Origin of the sequence: Kitasatospora sp. NPDC056138 (assembly GCF_042264695.1) — a bacterium.
GTDB lineage: Bacteria > Actinomycetota > Actinomycetes > Streptomycetales > Streptomycetaceae > Kitasatospora.
The window spans coordinates 93,116-109,497 of record NZ_JBHJVK010000006.1 but is presented as its reverse complement, the minus strand read 5'-3'; the positions used below and the strand labels follow the sequence as shown (position 1 = coordinate 109,497).

The following is a 16,382-nucleotide window of genomic DNA, read 5'->3' as shown; positions in this document are numbered from 1 at the left end:
ACAAACGGTCATGAGGGGTGGAACCTTGAAGCTTGCCGAGGCGCTGGCACTGCGTGCGGACGCGACCCGCCGGGTGGAGCAGTTGCGTGCGCGTGCTGTCGGCAGTGCCCGGTACCAGGAGGGCGAGGAACCGGCGGAGGACGCGGCACAGTTGCTGGCCGAGACCGGTGAAGTGCTCGACGAGCTCGAGTCGTTGATCCGCCGGATCAACCGGACCAACACCGTTGCCGAGCTCAGCACCGGGGGCACGCTCACCGATGCGCTGGCCCGCCGGGACGTGCTGCGGTTGCGGCACGCGGTGATCAGCTCGGCGGCGGACGCGGCAGCCGGCCGTGACCAGCACGGGGTCGTCCGACAGCTGCGGTCCGAACTGAAGATGCTCTCGGCCCTTCCGGTTGCGGAACTCCGGTCCCAGGCCGACGTCCTGGCCCGTGAGATCCGCGAGGTCGACATCCGGATCCAGCAGGCGAACTGGGAGGTCGACCTGCTGGACTGAGCAGGACCGGGCGATGTGGAGCAGGTAGTCGTCCACGGAGGCGTGCACAAGCCGCGGGTCGGCGGTTCAACCGGCCCTTCCTGGCGCGTGGAGAGCAACGCAGGGGTTCGATCCCCCGGAAACAGTGAAGCTCAACACCGCGCACAGGTGACCGTGCACAGCGCACACCACATCACCATGTGCAGATCCGTGACGGCGAGGGCGGGTTCGGGGCATCCACATCGCCGGCCTGGCCCGCGCGGCCGCCGTGCTGCGGCTGCGCGGGCCGACGGGTGCGCCCGGCACACCGGCGGCGTGGAGCTGCGGGACGTCGTGGCCGACACCGGCCCCGTCACCGAAGGCGCGGGGAGTGATCAACAGGCACGGGCCCGTCGTCGGAACGAGTGGTTCACAGCTCGTCCGAGGGCGTGCGGGGCGGGGCCGCTGACGAATCCGCGCCGCCGCCCACCGGTGTCCGGCCGGCCGCCACGTTCTCCGGTGCGCGCCTTCTCGCGAGGTCCGCACGGTTCACTCGGACGGTTCGCCCGAGCAGTTGACCCCTTGGCCGAGGGCGGGGCCGGTCGGTTGCCCGTGTCCGCGCCGGAATCCGCGCATCCAGGGAGTTCTCGCGGTGAGTACGCCGAGGCCGAGTGCCACGAGGTGCCCGGCGTCGGCGAGTTGCTGGTCGAGGGCCCAGGCGAGGGCCAGGGCGGCGGCCAGCAGCGGCAGGCCGTACCGGCGCAGCTTGGCGGGACCGGTCGCCAGCAGGCAGCCGGCGGTCGCGACCAGGCCGTAGCTGATGCCGACGTCGCGGGCGCGGGAGAGGGCGCCGGGGATGCCGGTGGTGATCATCACCCACATCGCGCCCTCGGTGAGCAGCGTTGCGCCGAGGTGTCCGATGACGAAGACGGCTGCGGTCCTGACGGCTCCCCAGCGCCACTCGGCCAGGCCGACCACGGCGGCCACGGCCAGGATGCCGAGCCAGGGCGGTACTCCGTCGACCACGAGACCGCTGCTGAACAGCGTCCACCACTTGCCGACCTCCATGTGGTGGACGTTGCTGCTGTTGTGGCGGATGAACCGGGCGCGTTCCGCGTGGCTCTCGGTGGACAGCCAGCACGCCACCACCGCCAGCAGCAGGACGTACACGGTCGTGAAGGGGAGCCGGGCCGGGAGCGCGGCTACTCGGCGGGCCTTGGACGTGGGCCGGTCGGGGCTGCGGTTCACGGTCGTTCGAACCGGGCTGTGCTCTGTCATCGCCTCGCTCGTCTGCTTGCTCCCGGCCGGGCCGGGTGATCACCCACCGTGGGTGTGGGAAGCCTAGCCGGGCGCACGGCACCGGCTGCGGGCTCCGGGGCGGCCGAGCCGCCCCGGAGAGCGGAGCCGGAGCACCGTGCTGCGGCCGCACCGACGGCCCCGGGCCCTGCTGCTGCCCGCCGCGCCGTGGAGACCGCCGCGAGGTGGCGCGAGCCGCTGCTTGCGAACTCGGCGCGGACGCACGCTTTTGGCGCGGCTCAGCGCGGCTCAGCGCGGCTCAGCGTGGTTCGGTGCGGCTCGGCGCGGCCGTCAGATGGCCCGTTCGCCCGCGCCCCGTTCGATCTGCTGCGGTTGCCTCTCGGGTGACCCGCGTCCGTCGTGTCCTGCGTCGGCGTCGGCGTCGCCGGGCCGAGGTGAAGGCACTTCGTTGTCCGAGGGATCGGAACGCGAATGCCGGGTAGCTGCGGGCGATGAGAAGAATCGCCGCGCTGGACCAGAAGCTGTTCCTCCGCGTCGCCCGGGCCCGGCTGCCCGGGGCCGAACGGGTGCTCCCGGCACTGACCACCGCAGCGGACCACGGTGTGCTGTGGGCGGCCACGGCGGCCGGCCTTGCCGTCGGAGGGACTCCGCGCGCACGTCGGGCGGCCGGGCGCGCACTGGGTTCGGTGCTGGTGGCCTCGACGCTGGCCAACATGGTGGCCAAGCGTGTCACCCGCAGGCCGCGCCCCCAACTGGCCCTGGTGCCCGTCGGCCGGCATCTGCGACGCACGCCGTTCACCACGTCCTTCCCCTCGGGGCACTCGGCCTCCGCTGCGGCCTTCGCGGTCGGACTGGGCATCGAGTACCCGCTGCTGGGGGCGGCCGTGGCACCGGTGGCGGCGGCAGTCATGCTGTCCCGCGTCTACGTGGGCGCGCACTACCCGGGGGACGTCCTGGCCGGCGCGGCCCTCGGCGCCACCACGGCGGCCCTGCTCGGCCGGTGGCGGCCGCACCAGCCCACCCGGCCGGTCGCACCGAGCGCCCCGTCACCCGGACCGGCGGTGCGGTTGCCCGCGCTGCCGGGTGGGCAGGGCCTGCACGTGGTGGTGAACGAGCGCTCCGGCGGCTCCGCGCTGCCCGAGCCGCAGGCGGACTCGGGTGCGGGTAACCCGGACCACGCCCTGATCCGTGACCTGCTGCCGCAGGCGGACGTCCGACGGGCGGACGGCGGCGACGCACTCGCGGACCTGATCACCCAGGCGGCCCAGCGGGCCCGAGCCGAAGGCGGCGCGCTCGGGGTGTGCGGCGGGGACGGCACGGTGAACCTGGCGGCGGCCGCCGCCACCGAACACGGCCTGCCGCTCGCGGTGTTCCCCGGTGGAACGCTCAACCACTTCGCCGCCGACGCCGGGCTCACGGACTTCGCCGCCACTGCGGCGGCCGTGGAGGCGGGCACCGGTACGGCCGTCGACCTCGGCGTGCTGACCGACGAGGACGGCGGCGCCCGACGCGTCTTCGTCAACACCTTCAGCATCGGCATCTACCCCGAGCTGGTGCGCCTGCGCGAACGGTGGGAGCACCGCGTCGGCAAGTGGCCGGCGCTCGCGGTGGCGGTCGCCAGGCTGCTGCCCACCGCCGAGCCCACCTCGCTGGAGATCGCGGGTCGCCCGCGCCGGGTCTGGCTGCTCTTCGCGGGCAACGGCCGCTACCACCGCCGGGGCATGGCGCCGAGCAGCCGCGAGCGCCTCGATCACGGAGTACTCGACCTGCGCATGGTTGACGCCGGCCACCGGTACGCCAGGCTGAGGCTGGCCCTGGCGTTCCTGACCGACACGCTGGACCGGACCCCCGTCTACCGCACCGCCCGGCTGCGCGGGCTGCGGCTCGGAGCACTGGACGGGGTGAGCCACCTGAGCGTGGACGGCGAGGCGGTGGGCGCACCCGACCGGCTCCGCCTCGCCACGGCGCCCGGAGCGCTGCGGGTCTACCACCCGTGACCGCAGTCGCGTCGCGGTCGGCCGGGCGCGCACACCCGGAGCCCCGGCCCGGCAGACGCTCTGTGCCCGGCAGACGCTCTGCACCCTGGACACGCTGTGTGCCCGGGAAGCGCCGTGCTCAGCGACGCCATCTGCCGCGCAGCTGCCAGGCGAGGAACTCGGCCGTCTGGTGACGCCAGAGCCACAGCGGCAGCCGGTGACGCGGCAGGTAGGCCCACAGGTCGTCATCCGCCTCGTTGCCGCGCGAGTACGAGCGCAGCAGCTCCAGGCAGCGCCGGTCGGTGACCCGGTGCAGCCGGGCGACGTGGGCGAGGGCGACGACGCCCTGGTGGCGCAGTCCGTTGTCGGAGGCCTCGAGGGCGCGGGCGATCCGGGGGAGGACCGCCGCCGGCTGGGGGTGGGTCAGGGCCAGCCCGATCACGGCGACACCGACCATGTCCTCGCCGCGTTCGAAGGCGGCGTCCACCTCCTCGGGCCGGTCCGTGCCGAGCAGCGCCGAGCTGTTGTGCCAGTTCATGCCCTGCCCGGACGCCGCCCGGTCGAGAAGGAACTCGCGCCGCCCGTCGGCGAGCCGGTCCCGGCCGAAGCCCTCCGGATCGCGGGCGACGTCCGCCGAAGCCCCGTCCCCGGCTGCCGCCAGCTCGTCGAGGAGGCGGGTCCGCTCGGCCGGCGGACGCGAGTACGACCAGGCGACCGCGAGGTAGGACCAGATCCGCCGGGCGTCGGGATCGTCGCGGCCGAGCTTTCGGCACAGCTCGCCGAGCTGCTCCGGCGCGGTCACCGGGACGTCCCTGATCCGGGTGAAGGGCCCGGTCGGTTCCGCGAGGTCGCAGCGGCGCAGGAACGCCAGCTCGACGGCGTCCTCGGCGCTCAGCCAACCGGCGAGGTGGCCCTGGCACAGCTCCGGCGCTCGGAGCGCTGCGGCGTACCGGACGAACTCCGCCGGGATGCGGAAGGGGGCTGCGGCCGTCTCGTCTGTGGGAAGCACCGGGCGAACCTATCGGATCGAACCGTGGTGACCCCCCGGAGCCGAAGCCGCTCGGTGACTCCCGGCGGCGACGGGCCGTCAGCCGCGGACCGGCCGGCTGCCGCAGCCACCGAAACCGGTCAGGCCGTCAGGTAGGACAGAGGGGAGTCGTCTCCCACCGCAGTGGCCCACTCCTCGTCGTCGTTGCCCCCCGTGCGTCCCCGTGCGTCCCCGTGCGTCCCCGCACGCCTGCCGGGCGCCCGGTCCGGACCGTCACCGCGGCGCCGCCCGGAGGAGGCCCGTGGTCGAGCGGGGCCCGGGCGAGGCCCGCGGGCGACCCCGTGCAGACCCGTGCAGGGGAGAGGGGAACGAACGTCACAGCCGTTGCCACCAGTGCATCGCGGCCCCGTGACCGGCGGGATGGTGCGTTGACGACCGGTTGCCGGGGAGCCCGGAAGGAGTGTTCTGCGGCCGCCGTCGTGGTGCACACGGCGCGTCGGGCGCTGATACTGAGTCAGCAGGTGGTAACGGAGCGCGCCAGCCACATCACGGTCCGGGGCCAGTGGATTTCGGAGTGGGACGCCTTCGTGGTCGTGGCCTCTTCATGGTCATGGCCTCCGGCGGCAGTACGGGTCGCACCGCGGTCGGATGGCACGACAGGTCACCCGGCCGACGGTGTGACGCCCGCCGAACCCGGACGGAGAGAGAGAACGCGGAATGCTGAACCGACGCCAGATCCTGACGGCCGCCACTCTCGGTGGCACAGCTGCTCTGATTCCATGGGGTTACTCCCTGGACGTGTTCCGGGATCACCCCGAGCGGTCGGCGCCGGGCGCGGCACCGCCAGAGCCGCCACCGGCGGGACCGGTCGCGTGGGCGGGTGACGGATCCGCCGCCCGCTCCGCCCTGTTCGCCCACGCCATGCCGATTCCCGCGATCCTGCGCCCGGTGTCGGTGACGCGGACCTCGGAGTTCTACCGGCTGCGGATGGCCGACACCCAGGCGGAGATCGTCAAGGGGCTGCGGACCACGGTCCAGACGTACGGCGGTACCTTCCCCGGCCCGACCATCCGCGCGGTCAGGGGCCGGGAGGTGGTGGTCCGGCAGACCAACGACCTGACCGTGCACACCGCCGTCCACCTGCACGGCGGTCACGTCCCCTCCCGCTACGACGGGCTGCCGATGGACCTGGTCGAGCCCGGCGAGACCCGCGAGTACCGCTACCCCAACAACCAGGTGGCGGCCTCGCTCTGGTACCACGATCACGCGCACGGCCTGGAGGCCGAGAACGTCTACCGCGGTCTGCACGGCGCCTACCTGCTCAGTGACCCGCACGAGAGCAGCCTGCCGCTGCCCAACGGTGAGTTCGACATCCCGCTGCTGATCAGGGACGCGCGCATCGAGGCCGACGGCACCCTCCAGTACGTGCGGCCGTACGACTGCCCGCACATGCTGGTCAACGGCAAGGAGCGGCCGTACTTCCGCGTGGCGGCCCGCAAGTACCGCCTGCGGGTCTACAACGTGTCACCCAACCGCCACGTGTCACTGCGTTTCGCCGACGGCGCGCACTTCGCCCAGATCGCCTCCGACGGCGGTCTGCTCGCCACGCCGGTCACGTTGAACGAGCTGACCCTGACAGGCGCGGAGCGGGCCGAGATCGTCGTCGACTTCTCCCGCTACGCGGTCGGCTCCTCGGTGGTGCTGATGAACACCGCCGCGCTGGACACCGAACGGCCGGAGGTGCTGCGCTTCGACATCACCCGAAGAGCCGAGGACCCGAGCCGGGTGCCGGACGTGCTGGCCACCCTGCCGCCGATCCCGAAGGGCACGGTGGAACGGGAGTTCCACATGTCGACCTTCCCCGACACCCGGATCAACGGACGCAAGTACGACCCGGACCGGCCCGATGTGGAGACGACGCTCGGCACCAGCGAGATCTGGACGATCCGCAACACCCTCACCCGTAAGCCGGCCGGGGTCTTCCACGCGCCGCACTCGTTCCACACCCATCTGGTGCAGTTCCGGGTGCTGGACCGCGACGGGCACCCGGTCGGCCCCGCCGAGGCCGGTCTGAAGGACACCGTCATCATCCACCCCGGTGAGACCGTCCGGATCGCCATGACCTGGGACGACTACCCCGGTGAGTACGTCTACCACTGCCACCACATGGTGCACTCCTCACACGGTCAGATGGGCCGGATCGATGTCCTGCCCGTGGAGTCCCAGGAGCCCGACGGGACGTCCAAGGGCATCACGAAGTAGCCGACCGAACGCTGCACCCGGCCGGGACCCCCTGACCGGAGAGCCGCAGCGAACTCCGCACGGGCCCGCCGGGTCCGTCCCGTACCGGTCACCGAACCGGCCCGCTGCCCTCCACTCGCCCATACGTCGGGTCCTCCACCGCCGCGGCGGAGGACCCGACGGGCCGGAAATCCGGACGTGTCGGACGCGCTGGTGGATGCGGCGGGTCCGCGCGCCGAACCTCGCCGCTGCTCGACCGGTTCCACGGTGTCGTTCAGGCGGTGTGGGCGGCAGCCCCCAGGGAGGCCGCGAAGTCGGCGAGGGCGACGAAGTCCTCGCCGCGCAGGCCGATCCGCGGATTGACGTGATGGAGCAGGAAAGGGGTGCTGTGGCGTGCGGCCACGTGGGCGTGGTCCGCATCGCCCTGTTCGTCGTCCACCCACGCGAAGGGCCGACCGTCGGCATACCTCACCAGCGGATCGGACTTCCAGTGGACCCCGTCAGGGCGCTCACGCAGCAGAGCGTCACCGAAGGCGACGAACGGCAGCTCGGGCAGGCCGAGCACGGGAGCGATCAACCTGTTCGCGTCGCTCATCCAGGTGGTGGCCCAGCACAGTTCGTAGCCGAGGGCCAGCAGTGCCCTCCCGTGTTCGGGATTGAGCCACAGCCTCGACGGCCTCCGACGGATGCTCGATCCTCCCGGCCCCGAGGCGGTGCCGCTCTCCGGGGGTACCTGAAGGGTGGTGTAGCCCTCGGGTTGCTTCTCCGGCTCCGCCGCGTACGGGTTGAGAGGGCCGTCGACATCGAGGAACAACAGTGGTCGGCTCACTGTCCCCCCGGTCCGTTCCCGATCCACATCTGCCGTGCCGTCGAAGCATATCCGCGTAGCGTGCTGCTCCGGCGCGAGCCCTGATGTGACGACCGGTCCGGCACGGGAACGCCGCCGTCGCGGCGGCCGCGAGCTGTCGTGGGTGGTCGGGGCCGGTTTCATCCGTCCGGGTGACGGTGTGCCGACAGCACGGCCGGCCGCCGGTAGTGGGCCGGTAGCCTCCGCCCGTGACAATCCTTCAACACGATGTTTCCGGGCGGGACCTGGCGATCACCCGGGCCGCTGTCGAGCTGTACCTCGTTCGGCAGGCCGAGCGCCTGCAGGTCGGTGGCACCGAGGACGAGCTGCGTGACTGGGAGGTGCGCGGGTGGGAGCTGCGCGCCGGCGACCGGCTGACGGACGCGGAGGTGCAGGGTGTGGTCGAGCGGGCCGCACACGTTCCGCTAGGGGGTGACGGCTGGCCCAAGTGCGACGTACTCCTCTTCGACGCCGACGCGTTCGCCGATCCGTCCGATGGACCCGACACCCTGGGTGCGGTCTGCCGGGCGCTGACCGCCGCCGGCTACCAGCTGAACGGCCCCGGGGAGTGGGCGCTGTCGTGACGGTGCCCCCCGCTAGGCATCCTGCCCCGGTCTTCGCCCACTCTCCGGCCGTCCCGTCGTAGGAGATGTTCGCGTTGAGTGGTCAGCGGGCAGCGGGCAGCGGGCAGCGGTGGAGTCGGCGTGGCCCGTGACCGGCAAGGACGGGGCGTCGGCTGGCGCGCACCGGTCGATCGCGCTGCTGTGAATACACCGGTCGGGTTGGTTCTCGGGCAACCGGTCACCCGGGTGCCTGCCGTCGGATGCCCTGTGCCTCCGAGCTGCATAGCGTGGGATTCGATCATGGATCCGGCGACGCCCGAGGACGACGTATGCGCGACGAGCTCTCTGTGACATCGATGGACCCGGGCGAGGGCGGCGCTGCAGTCGTCCGGGAGGCGGTGGGCCCGCCTGTGGTGGAGCCTGTGGAGGGCCCGGCCGTCGGAGTGGAGTCGGCAGGGGCCTCCGCAGTGTCCGACGCTCCTGAGCACACGCGCGAAGAGGGGCCCGACAATTCCGGCGACAGCTCGGACGCGAGCGTCGGCGCGAGCGCCGGCGGCAGGGGCGAGGGGGCGGCGAAGGTGCCGTCCGGGGCCGATACTGCCCATGAGGCCCGGGCGTTGTGGGGCCGGGGCCGCCTGGCTTCGGTGCGGGCCTGCTACGAGCGTGCTCCGACAGTGGCGTTGGCGGTGGTCATGGTCCTGTCGGTGGTCGTCACCTGGACGGTCGGCTGGTACTTCCTCAAAGCGGCTGATCTCGGCGTGGTGGCGGTGCCCGTCCTGGTGGTGGCGCTCGCTGCGCTGGTCCTGCCGCTGGGTGTGGCCGCCTACTTCGCCCGCCGCCTCAAGAACGAGCCCGAGGCCGTGGGCCCGGTACTGCTGGGGGTGTCGACGGCGCTGGCCAGCGGGGCCCTGGACTGTGTCGTACTGCTGGCTCGTTTCCTGTGCAGCCTCATCGGGGCCATGTGACGGCGGTAGCGCCGCGCCGATCCCGTTCGGGCCCTGAACCTTGGGACCGGCCGGGCGCGGCCGTCGGGCCCGCCAGGCCGGGCGCGTTCCGCCGCCGCGTGCGGACCCGTACGGACCGGGGAACCGCCGTGACCCGGAACCGCCGTGATCCGGAACCGCCGTGATCCGGAACCGCCGTGACCGCCGGTCCGAGGCCCACGCCCCGGCGTACGCGCCCTCCGGGGCCGCCGCCGTGTCGACGGTGCGGCGCCGATGAGGAACCGCGCCGTCGACACGTGGAGCCATGGCCTGGCCGCAACCCTGTCCTTCCGATCCGGGGCCTGACCCCGGGGGTGTGCGGCCGGCCGACTGTCAAGTGTTCAGCCTGCCGCCGCGTACAGGCCACGGCCGACCCGCTGGGCGCGCGATGCCTTGGCGAGGCGCTCCAGCGAGGTACGCACCGCGTTGATGGCTGACTGGCTGCCATCGCGCCCCAGGGCCTGGGCCACGTCGCGGGCCCGGACCGGCCCGTCCGCCGCAGCCAGGTGGCTCGCGATCGCGTCCGTGAGACTGGGAGTGCCGCCCGCCGGTGCCGGGGTGGCCTTGGGCGCAGCGGCCTTCCTCGTGCGTGTCGGCTTCTGGGTCTCGGTGTGCGTTGCGGCGGGTGCGGCCTTCTTCCTGCTCACCTTTGCAGGCTTACGGGTGCTGCTCTTGGCAGTCGTACGGGTCCTGGCCGTGCCGGTCGTGCGGCGCCCCTTGGCCCTGGTCGTGGGCTGCACGGCTTCCGTGGTCTCGGCGGTCTCGGTGTCCTCCGGGGCGGCCGCGCTCTCGGCGGCTTCGGCGGCCTCGTGACGCTGCTCGGCCTCTGCCACGGCCTCCGCAGCGGCGGGGCTCGGCCGGAGCGCGGGCGCCGCCACGAGTGCGCGCAGGCTGTCGAGGGCGGAGCGCACCACCTCCAGGCGCTCGGTGACGGTCTTCAACTCGCCCTCCAGGCGCTGCTGTTGCTCCTGGAGAGCCGGGAGTTCGCGTTCCAGCAGGGCGATGGTGGACTCGACGCCCTCGTCGGCGCTGAAGGTGGTCGGCATGGGTACCTCAATTCACGGGTTGTGGTCGGCCGCCGTGCAGCGGTCAGCGAATGTGGCTCCACGGCCCGGTTGGGCGTGGTTGCCGGAAACCTCCGGGTGACACAGCACGATCCCACTGTTGGGGGATTCTGTGAACCCGGCCGCAAGTGAGCGAGTGAGATCGAACAGCCGTGGCAGCCCGGTCGACGCCTGCCGGTTGCTGTCGCCAGGAGGTCGGACAGCAGGGTCGGAACAGCAGTTGGAGCACCCTCGACGACCGAGTCCGGTGGACGGGAACCGACACTGCGGGACCTCGGCCACCCACGGCGCTCCCCGGCCGTCGTTCGGTCGGCGGCCCACCGACGGACTGCTGACGGGCCACTCGCGGCCGACCCTGACCGGCCACCGGGACAGCCACTGACCTGCGGGAACCGTATGGTTCCTGCCTCGGACCCGACGTCGCGGCGGCGTGCAGCCGGGACTCCGCGGTCGCGACGTGCGACCGGCGCGGAGAACGCCTTCCTGCCTGGACCGGCCACACGTACTGCGACAGGCACCCCGTATGTAGCGGCCCGCCGGGGCCCCGCCGAATCGTGCCCCGTTGCGTCTCGTCGAGCCGCCCCGTCGCGTTGCGTCTGCGGCGCCAGGCCGGTGCGACGGTCGGGCGACCGGAGTCGAACTGCTCAAACCTCAGGGCTACGACTTCTGTTGCCCTTCAGCCCCCGCCGGCGCACATCCTGCTGGGCAGGAGCTCGATGGGGGATCGAAACATCGTCCGGTCTTCGTTCTCCGGAACGCATCTGCACGCTTCTCGGGGGGCCCGAACCTGTGGCGTGACGTTGGGAGAGGTGCCCTCGTTGAGAGCCGGGAGCCGGTTCTCGGGGGGTGTTGCTCTGTGGCTGGTCGTTGCTGAGTTCACAGAGCCCGAGGTGAGAAGTGCGAGCGTTTCCGATTCGAATGCCGTCCGGGGTGCGGTACTGGACAGTTGTCGATGACCGTTTGGAGGTTGTACGTCCGGCTGACCGTTGGCTTCGCCATTTGCGTTTCGGGCAGAACCGGGCGGAGCTACTGTAACGACCAAGGGCTACGCCGGTGATGCCGCCCTGTACCTCACCTGGTGCTTGCGGACGGGGCGGCAGTGGCCGGAGGCGGCACAGGACCTGGGCTTGTTCATGGTGTGGCTGCAGTACACCCGATCGAGCCGGACGGCAGCATCGGCACGGTGCGGATGGGGCCTGGAGCCGAGCCGGTGCGAGGTGAGCGCCGGGTCAACCGAATCCTGACCGGCGTCCGAGGGTTCCTCACTCACGCGATCCGCGACGGCGCGGCACCGAAGTGGGTGCTGGGCGTGCTCTACGAGCTTGCCGACACGCGAGGCCTGCCGGAGGAGGCGCGGGGCGAGGGGACCGGGCTGGCCTACCGGCTGAAGGCTCGGCACCGACTTCAGGAGGTCGAGGTCATGCAGGCCCTGTGCGCGCACCTGCCGTGGCTGGAGCAGGGCCACGAGCGCGAGATCCGGCTCGGCGTCGAGCTGGTCATCGACACCGGGCGCCGAACGACCTCGGCATCCGTCCCAACCAGGCCCGCAGCACCGCTCTCTTCCAGCTCGCCACCGAGATCCCCGCCGCGATCCTCGTCCGCACCCTCGGCATCCACACCGACGTCGCCGTCACCTGGCAACGGCTCTCAGCAGGAGACTGGACCAACTACGCCGCCCAGGTCAGCCATCGCATCAACCATCCCCACCGACCCGGAGACGATGACCATGCCCCTCGATGACCAGCACATCTGGGCTCTGCTGAAGGACCTCGACGACCCCGACCACATGGAGTTCCCTCAGCGCTACGACCACGCCGCGACCCGAGCTCGATTCGATCAGCTCGCAGCCAGGCTGGATCAGCGGTTCCGCTGCACCTGCACCGTCGACCGAGGCGTCCAGGACGCGAACCACCACGGGACCATCATCATCCCCACCACCGCGACGGCCAGCGGCGAGCACATCACCATCACGGTCAGCAACTACGGCAACCTCGTCGCCGTAACACTGGGGAACCCCGGCAACTACGACGAGGAAGAAGAGAACATCCTCTTCGAGAATGCCGACCGTCACCGCATCGACGACGAACTCGAAGCACTCGGCTACATCGCCGTCTCCGAGCACCTGCTCTGGACTCCATATGACGGCGTCCACAACCTCGGGTCCTACTTCGAGCCACGGACCTGGTGGGACCGCTACTTCGACTACGAGTGAGCCCGCTCCGAGCAGCTCTGCACGACAGGCATTCGGACACTTCCAATACCCGACGTCACCATTAGTCGGTGAACAGCGGCGCCGCGAGGCCGTCGAACGGGTCACCGCGATGCAGTTCGACCGCCACGGCAACCGGGTCTGGCGCACCGTCAAGGCCCTGCTGGACACGGAGCGCCTGCGCCGGGCCGTGGGCGAGGTCGCCGTCCCGTACGGGCTGTGCAGTGAACCGTCCAACGTCACCGCGGGCGGCCACGACTGCCCGGTCCGTTTCCGCTGCGTGGGCTGCGGCCACTTCAGCACCGATGTGTCCTACCTTCCCGACCTGGAGGCATACCTCGCCGACCTGCTGCGCAACCGTGAGCGCCTGGCGGCCGTGATCGACGCCGACGCGTGGGCGAAGGCCGAGGCGATGCCCTCCGACGAGGAGATCCGCCGCGTCCGCCGCCTGATCGGCCGGGTGAAGGACTCCGTCAACGAGCTCTCCGAGCAGGAGCGCACCGAGATCGAGCAGGCCACCGCCCTGGTGCGACGAGCTCGCAACAACGTCGTCCACCTTGGTCTGCCAGCCGTCCGCCAGCCACTTGTCTACTTCCGACCAGACAGGACCCCGTGACCACCACATCCATGGCCGACGCCCGTCGGGCGGACTCCGCCCGGCGGCGCCAGCGCGTCATCAAGGCTGTCGCCGCCGCCGTCAAAGCCGGCACACCCATCACCGTCTCCGGTATCGCCCGCCAGGCAGGGGTCGACCGCGCCTTCCTCTACCGCCACAAGGACCTGCTCGCCCAGGTCCACGCCGCCGATTCCGAGTCGAGGGCCGACAGCACCGGCCCCCTCGTCACCCGCGCCTCACTCCAAGCCGACCTGGCCAACGCCCAAGAACGCGCAGGCCGTCTCACTGCAAGGATCCGGACCCTGGGGGGCAAGCTCGCCGAGCTCCTCGGCGAGCAGGCGTGGAGAGACTCCGGACTCGGTTGACCCGATGACATCGACCAGCTCAAGCGCCGCATCACCGCCCTTGAACAGCAAGCGGTCGATCTCACCGGTCAACTGGAAGAGCGCAACGAAGAACTCCAGGCCGCCCGAGCTGCCAACCGCCAGCTGATCAGTCGGCTCAACACGAGCCACTGACCTCGGACGCGGGGGCGGTGGGACAGTGATCACTTCTCACCGCGCCCGCAGCGACGAGCTGGAACGCCTGCATGCCATCCATGGGGATGCCATCGGGATGCAGCCCGAATGCGGCCGCAAGAACGGCGGGGAGATCGGCCTCGGGGACAGCGACGCGCAGCTCCGCGAGGACGTCGGGAAAGTCGGCGTCATCGATGGCGCCCAGATACTCCTGGCGCAAGCGGTGGATGACCTCCACCAGCTCGGGCCTCAGCCGCATCCAGGCGCGGGACGTCCGGATCTCTTCCGCGACCTGGTCCATGAACCAGCGCATGACCTCGTACGGGATGTCCAGGTGCCGTCCTTGGGGATCGAAGCACACCGTCGGCTCGCGCGCTGGGTCTTCGTCGGGGATGATCGCGGTCACCACGGCCCGTTGCTCCCGGACGAGGTCCAGTTCCAGGTACCAGGCGTCGTCGGGCACGGAGTACATGGCGGTGATCGCGTAGTCGCGGCTGGGGTGCGTGACCATCGTTCTCAGGCCTTCGGGTCGATCGGCGGTGTGGTGTGGACCTCGGCGTCCGGGGCCAGCTTCAAGTCGGCCGTGGCGAGGAAATCGGTGAGTTCGATCCAGCCGCCGTTGGTTCCGACGTCCCAGCTGGTCCAGAGCCTCGACTCCTCGCCGTCTCAGGTGTCGACATCCTCGCTCGGATGCTGCTCGACAGTCCCTTCGCCATGCCGGTAGCGCAGGTACAGGTACTGACCAGTGGTCGTCCAGGCGTCCCACTGCGACGGGCGGCCCCCGGAGGTCTGCACCACCCGCGCGAGGGTCACATCCTCGTGCAGGTGGGCCTCGACAGCGCCCAGCTGCTGGTCGTGGGCGATGAGGAGGTCGTCCACGAGACCGAGCAAACGGATGCTCCCGCCGGGGAACTGGAGCGTGAGGCCGGCTGTGAAGCCGACCTTGCCGTCGTTGTAGCCGATCTGGCGAACCGAGCGGATCGTCTGTCCGACAAACCGGGTCACCGGAACATCCGGCGAATCGTCGGTCACGGTGACGCTTCCGTGCTCCTCCATCGGGTACGGTCCGTGCGGCTGGTCGGCACGCAGCGACAAGCCTGTCGAGGGCGTGTGGAACAGAACTGGTCCCAGCCCCTCCAGGTGAAGCCACAGGTGCACCAGCGACGGCTCGTCGTCAGCGTAGTGATGCCAGGCCGTGGTCACCTTCAGCAGTCGCCTCCCGATCAGGTCGGCGGCAAGCAGCTCCTTATCGATCACCCGCCGATGCTCGCACGGCCTCGCCAATAGGACACGCGAATTCCTGACCGGCTGCCCTCGCCTGGTTCGGCTCGCCGGCTCGGCCGACGACCACGGACGAGTGAGGCCAGTTGCTATCCCTTGCGCCACACCTGTTGTACTGCCTACCTTTCTCCGTCATAGCCACTGAGCTGCGAGGACCCGTCTAGGAGTCCGCCTCAGGGTCGGCGACCACCCGAGAACTGCAGATCTGCACGCACCGGAACGGGGCGGGTCGGGTCGGTCGCGGTCGTGGAGCGGGTCACCCGTGGTGGGCGGCTCGGCTGACCACTCAAGTCCGCTTCCGGCAGCGGGAGGCGCTGCGGGACGACCGCTCACCACGGTGTCCTGCGCCCCTGGCAAACGGCCCGGGGCACCGGACACCGTGGACTGCTGTTGTGAGCTGCCGTCAGCTCTCGTCGGCAGCGCGGCGGCGGGCCGCGACGACCAGGCCGGCGCCGACGGCGAGGGCAGCGGCGGAGCCGCCGACCTCCCCCCCGAATCCGTCGCCACCACCGGTGAAGGCGAGACGGTCGGTGCCGTCGGTGAGGGTGGTCACGGTTCGGTCGGACGTCTGTGTCACACCGTTGCCGGAGGCCGTGGCGCCGGCGGTCCGGGTACCGGTGCCGCCCTTCTCACCCTGGCTGCCGGAGTCCTTGTCCGGGGCCGGCTGCCGGCCGGCCGCCCCGTTCGCGTCGTCTTCCGCGCGGGCGGTGAACTGGCCTTCCTTGAGGAAGTTCAGGACGTCTTGGGGGGTGCCCTTCAGTGCGGCCTTGCCGGCCTTCTTCACTGCGGGGCCGCCGGCGTTGATGATCTGTGAGACGCGTACGCGGTTGTCGATTTCGCGCTGTTCCTGGAGTTCGATTTCGAGGAAGTGGCGCAGGTCCTGGGCGGTGCCGTCGAGTGCTTTCTGGGCGGCTTCGCGGACGCCCGGGCCGGTGTTCTTGTCGGCGAGGATCCGCAGGATCTCGACCCGGTCCTGTTCCTCGGTCGTCGAGGGCTTCTCCGGCTTGGTCTCCGACGCCGTGTCAGGAGCCGAGGCTCCGGACGGCTGGACGTTCTCGGCGGCGGAGGCCGACGAGGGGAGCAGAACCGCTGGTGCGAGCGCGACCGCCGTGAGGATCGCCGACACTCGGGCCAACTTCATCAAGCAAACCTACTTTTGGTGAGAAGTTCGCGAACCCCATCAGGATAGATAGTCTTTTACGTTTTCTATACCGACTTCTTTGATGGTCCGTCGGTACGACTGGATGCTGCTTCCGCAGTCGTGGGAACAGGCGAAGCCGTCGTTCTGCCGCGTCGAAGCGAGGTCGCCTCTTCCCGTGTGCGGGTGTGGCGAAGGAGGCTCTCAACTCGTCCATGGGGAGGGCTGATTCCGTACGGGCGGGTGA

15 protein-coding genes are annotated in these 16,382 nt (G+C 71.0%); 8 read left to right on the top strand and 7 right to left on the bottom strand.

The genetic code is table 11. The annotated features are described in order from the left end of the window. Positions 1-25: 25 nt before the first annotated feature. Positions 26-496 (top strand): DIP1984 family protein, encoded by a 471-nt coding sequence (locus tag ACFC1R_RS06640; protein ID WP_375933768.1) that lies wholly within the window; start codon positions 26-28, stop codon positions 494-496. Positions 497-1,003: 507 nt separating this feature from the next. Here the strand turns inward: ACFC1R_RS06640 and ACFC1R_RS06635 are convergent. Next, complete coding sequence (locus tag ACFC1R_RS06635; protein ID WP_375933765.1) at positions 1,004-1,732, bottom strand: rhomboid-like protein; 729 nt, start codon at positions 1,730-1,732, stop codon at positions 1,004-1,006. 470 nt (positions 1,733-2,202) lie between these two features. Between ACFC1R_RS06635 and ACFC1R_RS06630 the strand changes: the two genes are divergently transcribed. After that, entirely contained in the window at positions 2,203-3,708 is a 1,506-nt protein-coding gene (locus ACFC1R_RS06630) for a bifunctional phosphatase PAP2/diacylglycerol kinase family protein (protein ID WP_375933762.1), read from the top strand. A 118-nt stretch (positions 3,709-3,826) separates the two neighbouring features. On the opposite strand, the gene ACFC1R_RS06625 is transcribed toward ACFC1R_RS06630, so the two are convergent. Next, positions 3,827-4,696: a hypothetical protein gene (locus tag ACFC1R_RS06625; RefSeq protein ID WP_375933759.1), complete on the bottom strand. Its 870-nt coding sequence runs from the start codon at positions 4,694-4,696 to the stop codon at positions 3,827-3,829. A 900-nt stretch (positions 4,697-5,596) separates the two neighbouring features. Between ACFC1R_RS06625 and ACFC1R_RS06620 the strand changes: the two genes are divergently transcribed. Further along, on the top strand, positions 5,597-6,937 hold the full coding sequence (locus ACFC1R_RS06620; RefSeq protein WP_375933756.1) for a multicopper oxidase family protein: 1,341 nt from the start codon (positions 5,597-5,599) through the stop codon (positions 6,935-6,937). A 253-nt stretch (positions 6,938-7,190) separates the two neighbouring features. On the opposite strand, the gene ACFC1R_RS06615 is transcribed toward ACFC1R_RS06620, so the two are convergent. Further along, on the bottom strand, positions 7,191-7,745 hold the full coding sequence (locus tag ACFC1R_RS06615; protein WP_375933753.1) for a hypothetical protein: 555 nt from the start codon (positions 7,743-7,745) through the stop codon (positions 7,191-7,193). Positions 7,746-7,972: 227 nt separating this feature from the next. Between ACFC1R_RS06615 and ACFC1R_RS06610 the strand changes: the two genes are divergently transcribed. Beyond that, positions 7,973-8,347, top strand: coding sequence for a hypothetical protein (locus tag ACFC1R_RS06610; RefSeq protein ID WP_375933750.1), 375 nt, complete (start codon positions 7,973-7,975; stop codon positions 8,345-8,347). A gap of 308 nt (positions 8,348-8,655) precedes the next feature. Beyond that, complete coding sequence (locus ACFC1R_RS06605) at positions 8,656-9,291, top strand: hypothetical protein (RefSeq protein WP_375933747.1); 636 nt, start codon at positions 8,656-8,658, stop codon at positions 9,289-9,291. 359 nt (positions 9,292-9,650) lie between these two features. Here the strand turns inward: ACFC1R_RS06605 and ACFC1R_RS06600 are convergent, their stop codons facing one another. Beyond that, positions 9,651-10,355 carry a hypothetical protein gene (locus tag ACFC1R_RS06600; protein ID WP_375933744.1) on the bottom strand — a complete coding sequence of 235 codons (705 nt, stop codon included), beginning with the start codon at positions 10,353-10,355 and terminating at the stop codon, positions 9,651-9,653. A gap of 1,156 nt (positions 10,356-11,511) precedes the next feature. Here ACFC1R_RS06600 and ACFC1R_RS06595 point away from each other — a divergent pair. The 3 genes from ACFC1R_RS06595 (at position 11,512) to ACFC1R_RS06585 (ending at position 13,563) form a co-directional block, all read left to right on the top strand. Beyond that, positions 11,512-12,585, top strand: a complete 1,074-nt coding sequence (locus ACFC1R_RS06595) for a hypothetical protein (RefSeq protein WP_375933742.1) — start codon at positions 11,512-11,514, stop codon at positions 12,583-12,585. A gap of 109 nt (positions 12,586-12,694) precedes the next feature. Further along, on the top strand, positions 12,695-13,198 hold the full coding sequence (locus tag ACFC1R_RS06590; protein ID WP_375933739.1) for a hypothetical protein: 504 nt from the start codon (positions 12,695-12,697) through the stop codon (positions 13,196-13,198). Continuing rightward, positions 13,195-13,563: a DUF6262 family protein gene (locus ACFC1R_RS06585; protein ID WP_375933736.1), complete on the top strand. Its 369-nt coding sequence runs from the start codon at positions 13,195-13,197 to the stop codon at positions 13,561-13,563. The genes ACFC1R_RS06590 and ACFC1R_RS06585 overlap by 4 nt, the downstream gene beginning before the upstream one ends. Positions 13,564-13,699: 136 nt before the next feature. Here ACFC1R_RS06585 and ACFC1R_RS06580 read toward each other — a convergent pair whose 3' ends face one another. From ACFC1R_RS06580 to ACFC1R_RS06570, 3 genes are all read right to left on the bottom strand, one after another. Then, the gene (locus ACFC1R_RS06580) at positions 13,700-14,227 is read right to left on the bottom strand and encodes a hypothetical protein (RefSeq protein WP_375933734.1); all 528 of its coding nucleotides are present in this window, start codon (positions 14,225-14,227) and stop codon (positions 13,700-13,702) included. A 155-nt stretch (positions 14,228-14,382) separates the two neighbouring features. Next, positions 14,383-14,973 (bottom strand): hypothetical protein, encoded by a 591-nt coding sequence (locus ACFC1R_RS06575; RefSeq protein WP_375933731.1) that lies wholly within the window; start codon positions 14,971-14,973, stop codon positions 14,383-14,385. 427 nt (positions 14,974-15,400) lie between these two features. Then, positions 15,401-16,138, bottom strand: a complete 738-nt coding sequence (locus tag ACFC1R_RS06570; protein ID WP_375933728.1) for an ALF repeat-containing protein — start codon at positions 16,136-16,138, stop codon at positions 15,401-15,403. Between the last annotated feature and the right edge of the window lie 244 nt (positions 16,139-16,382).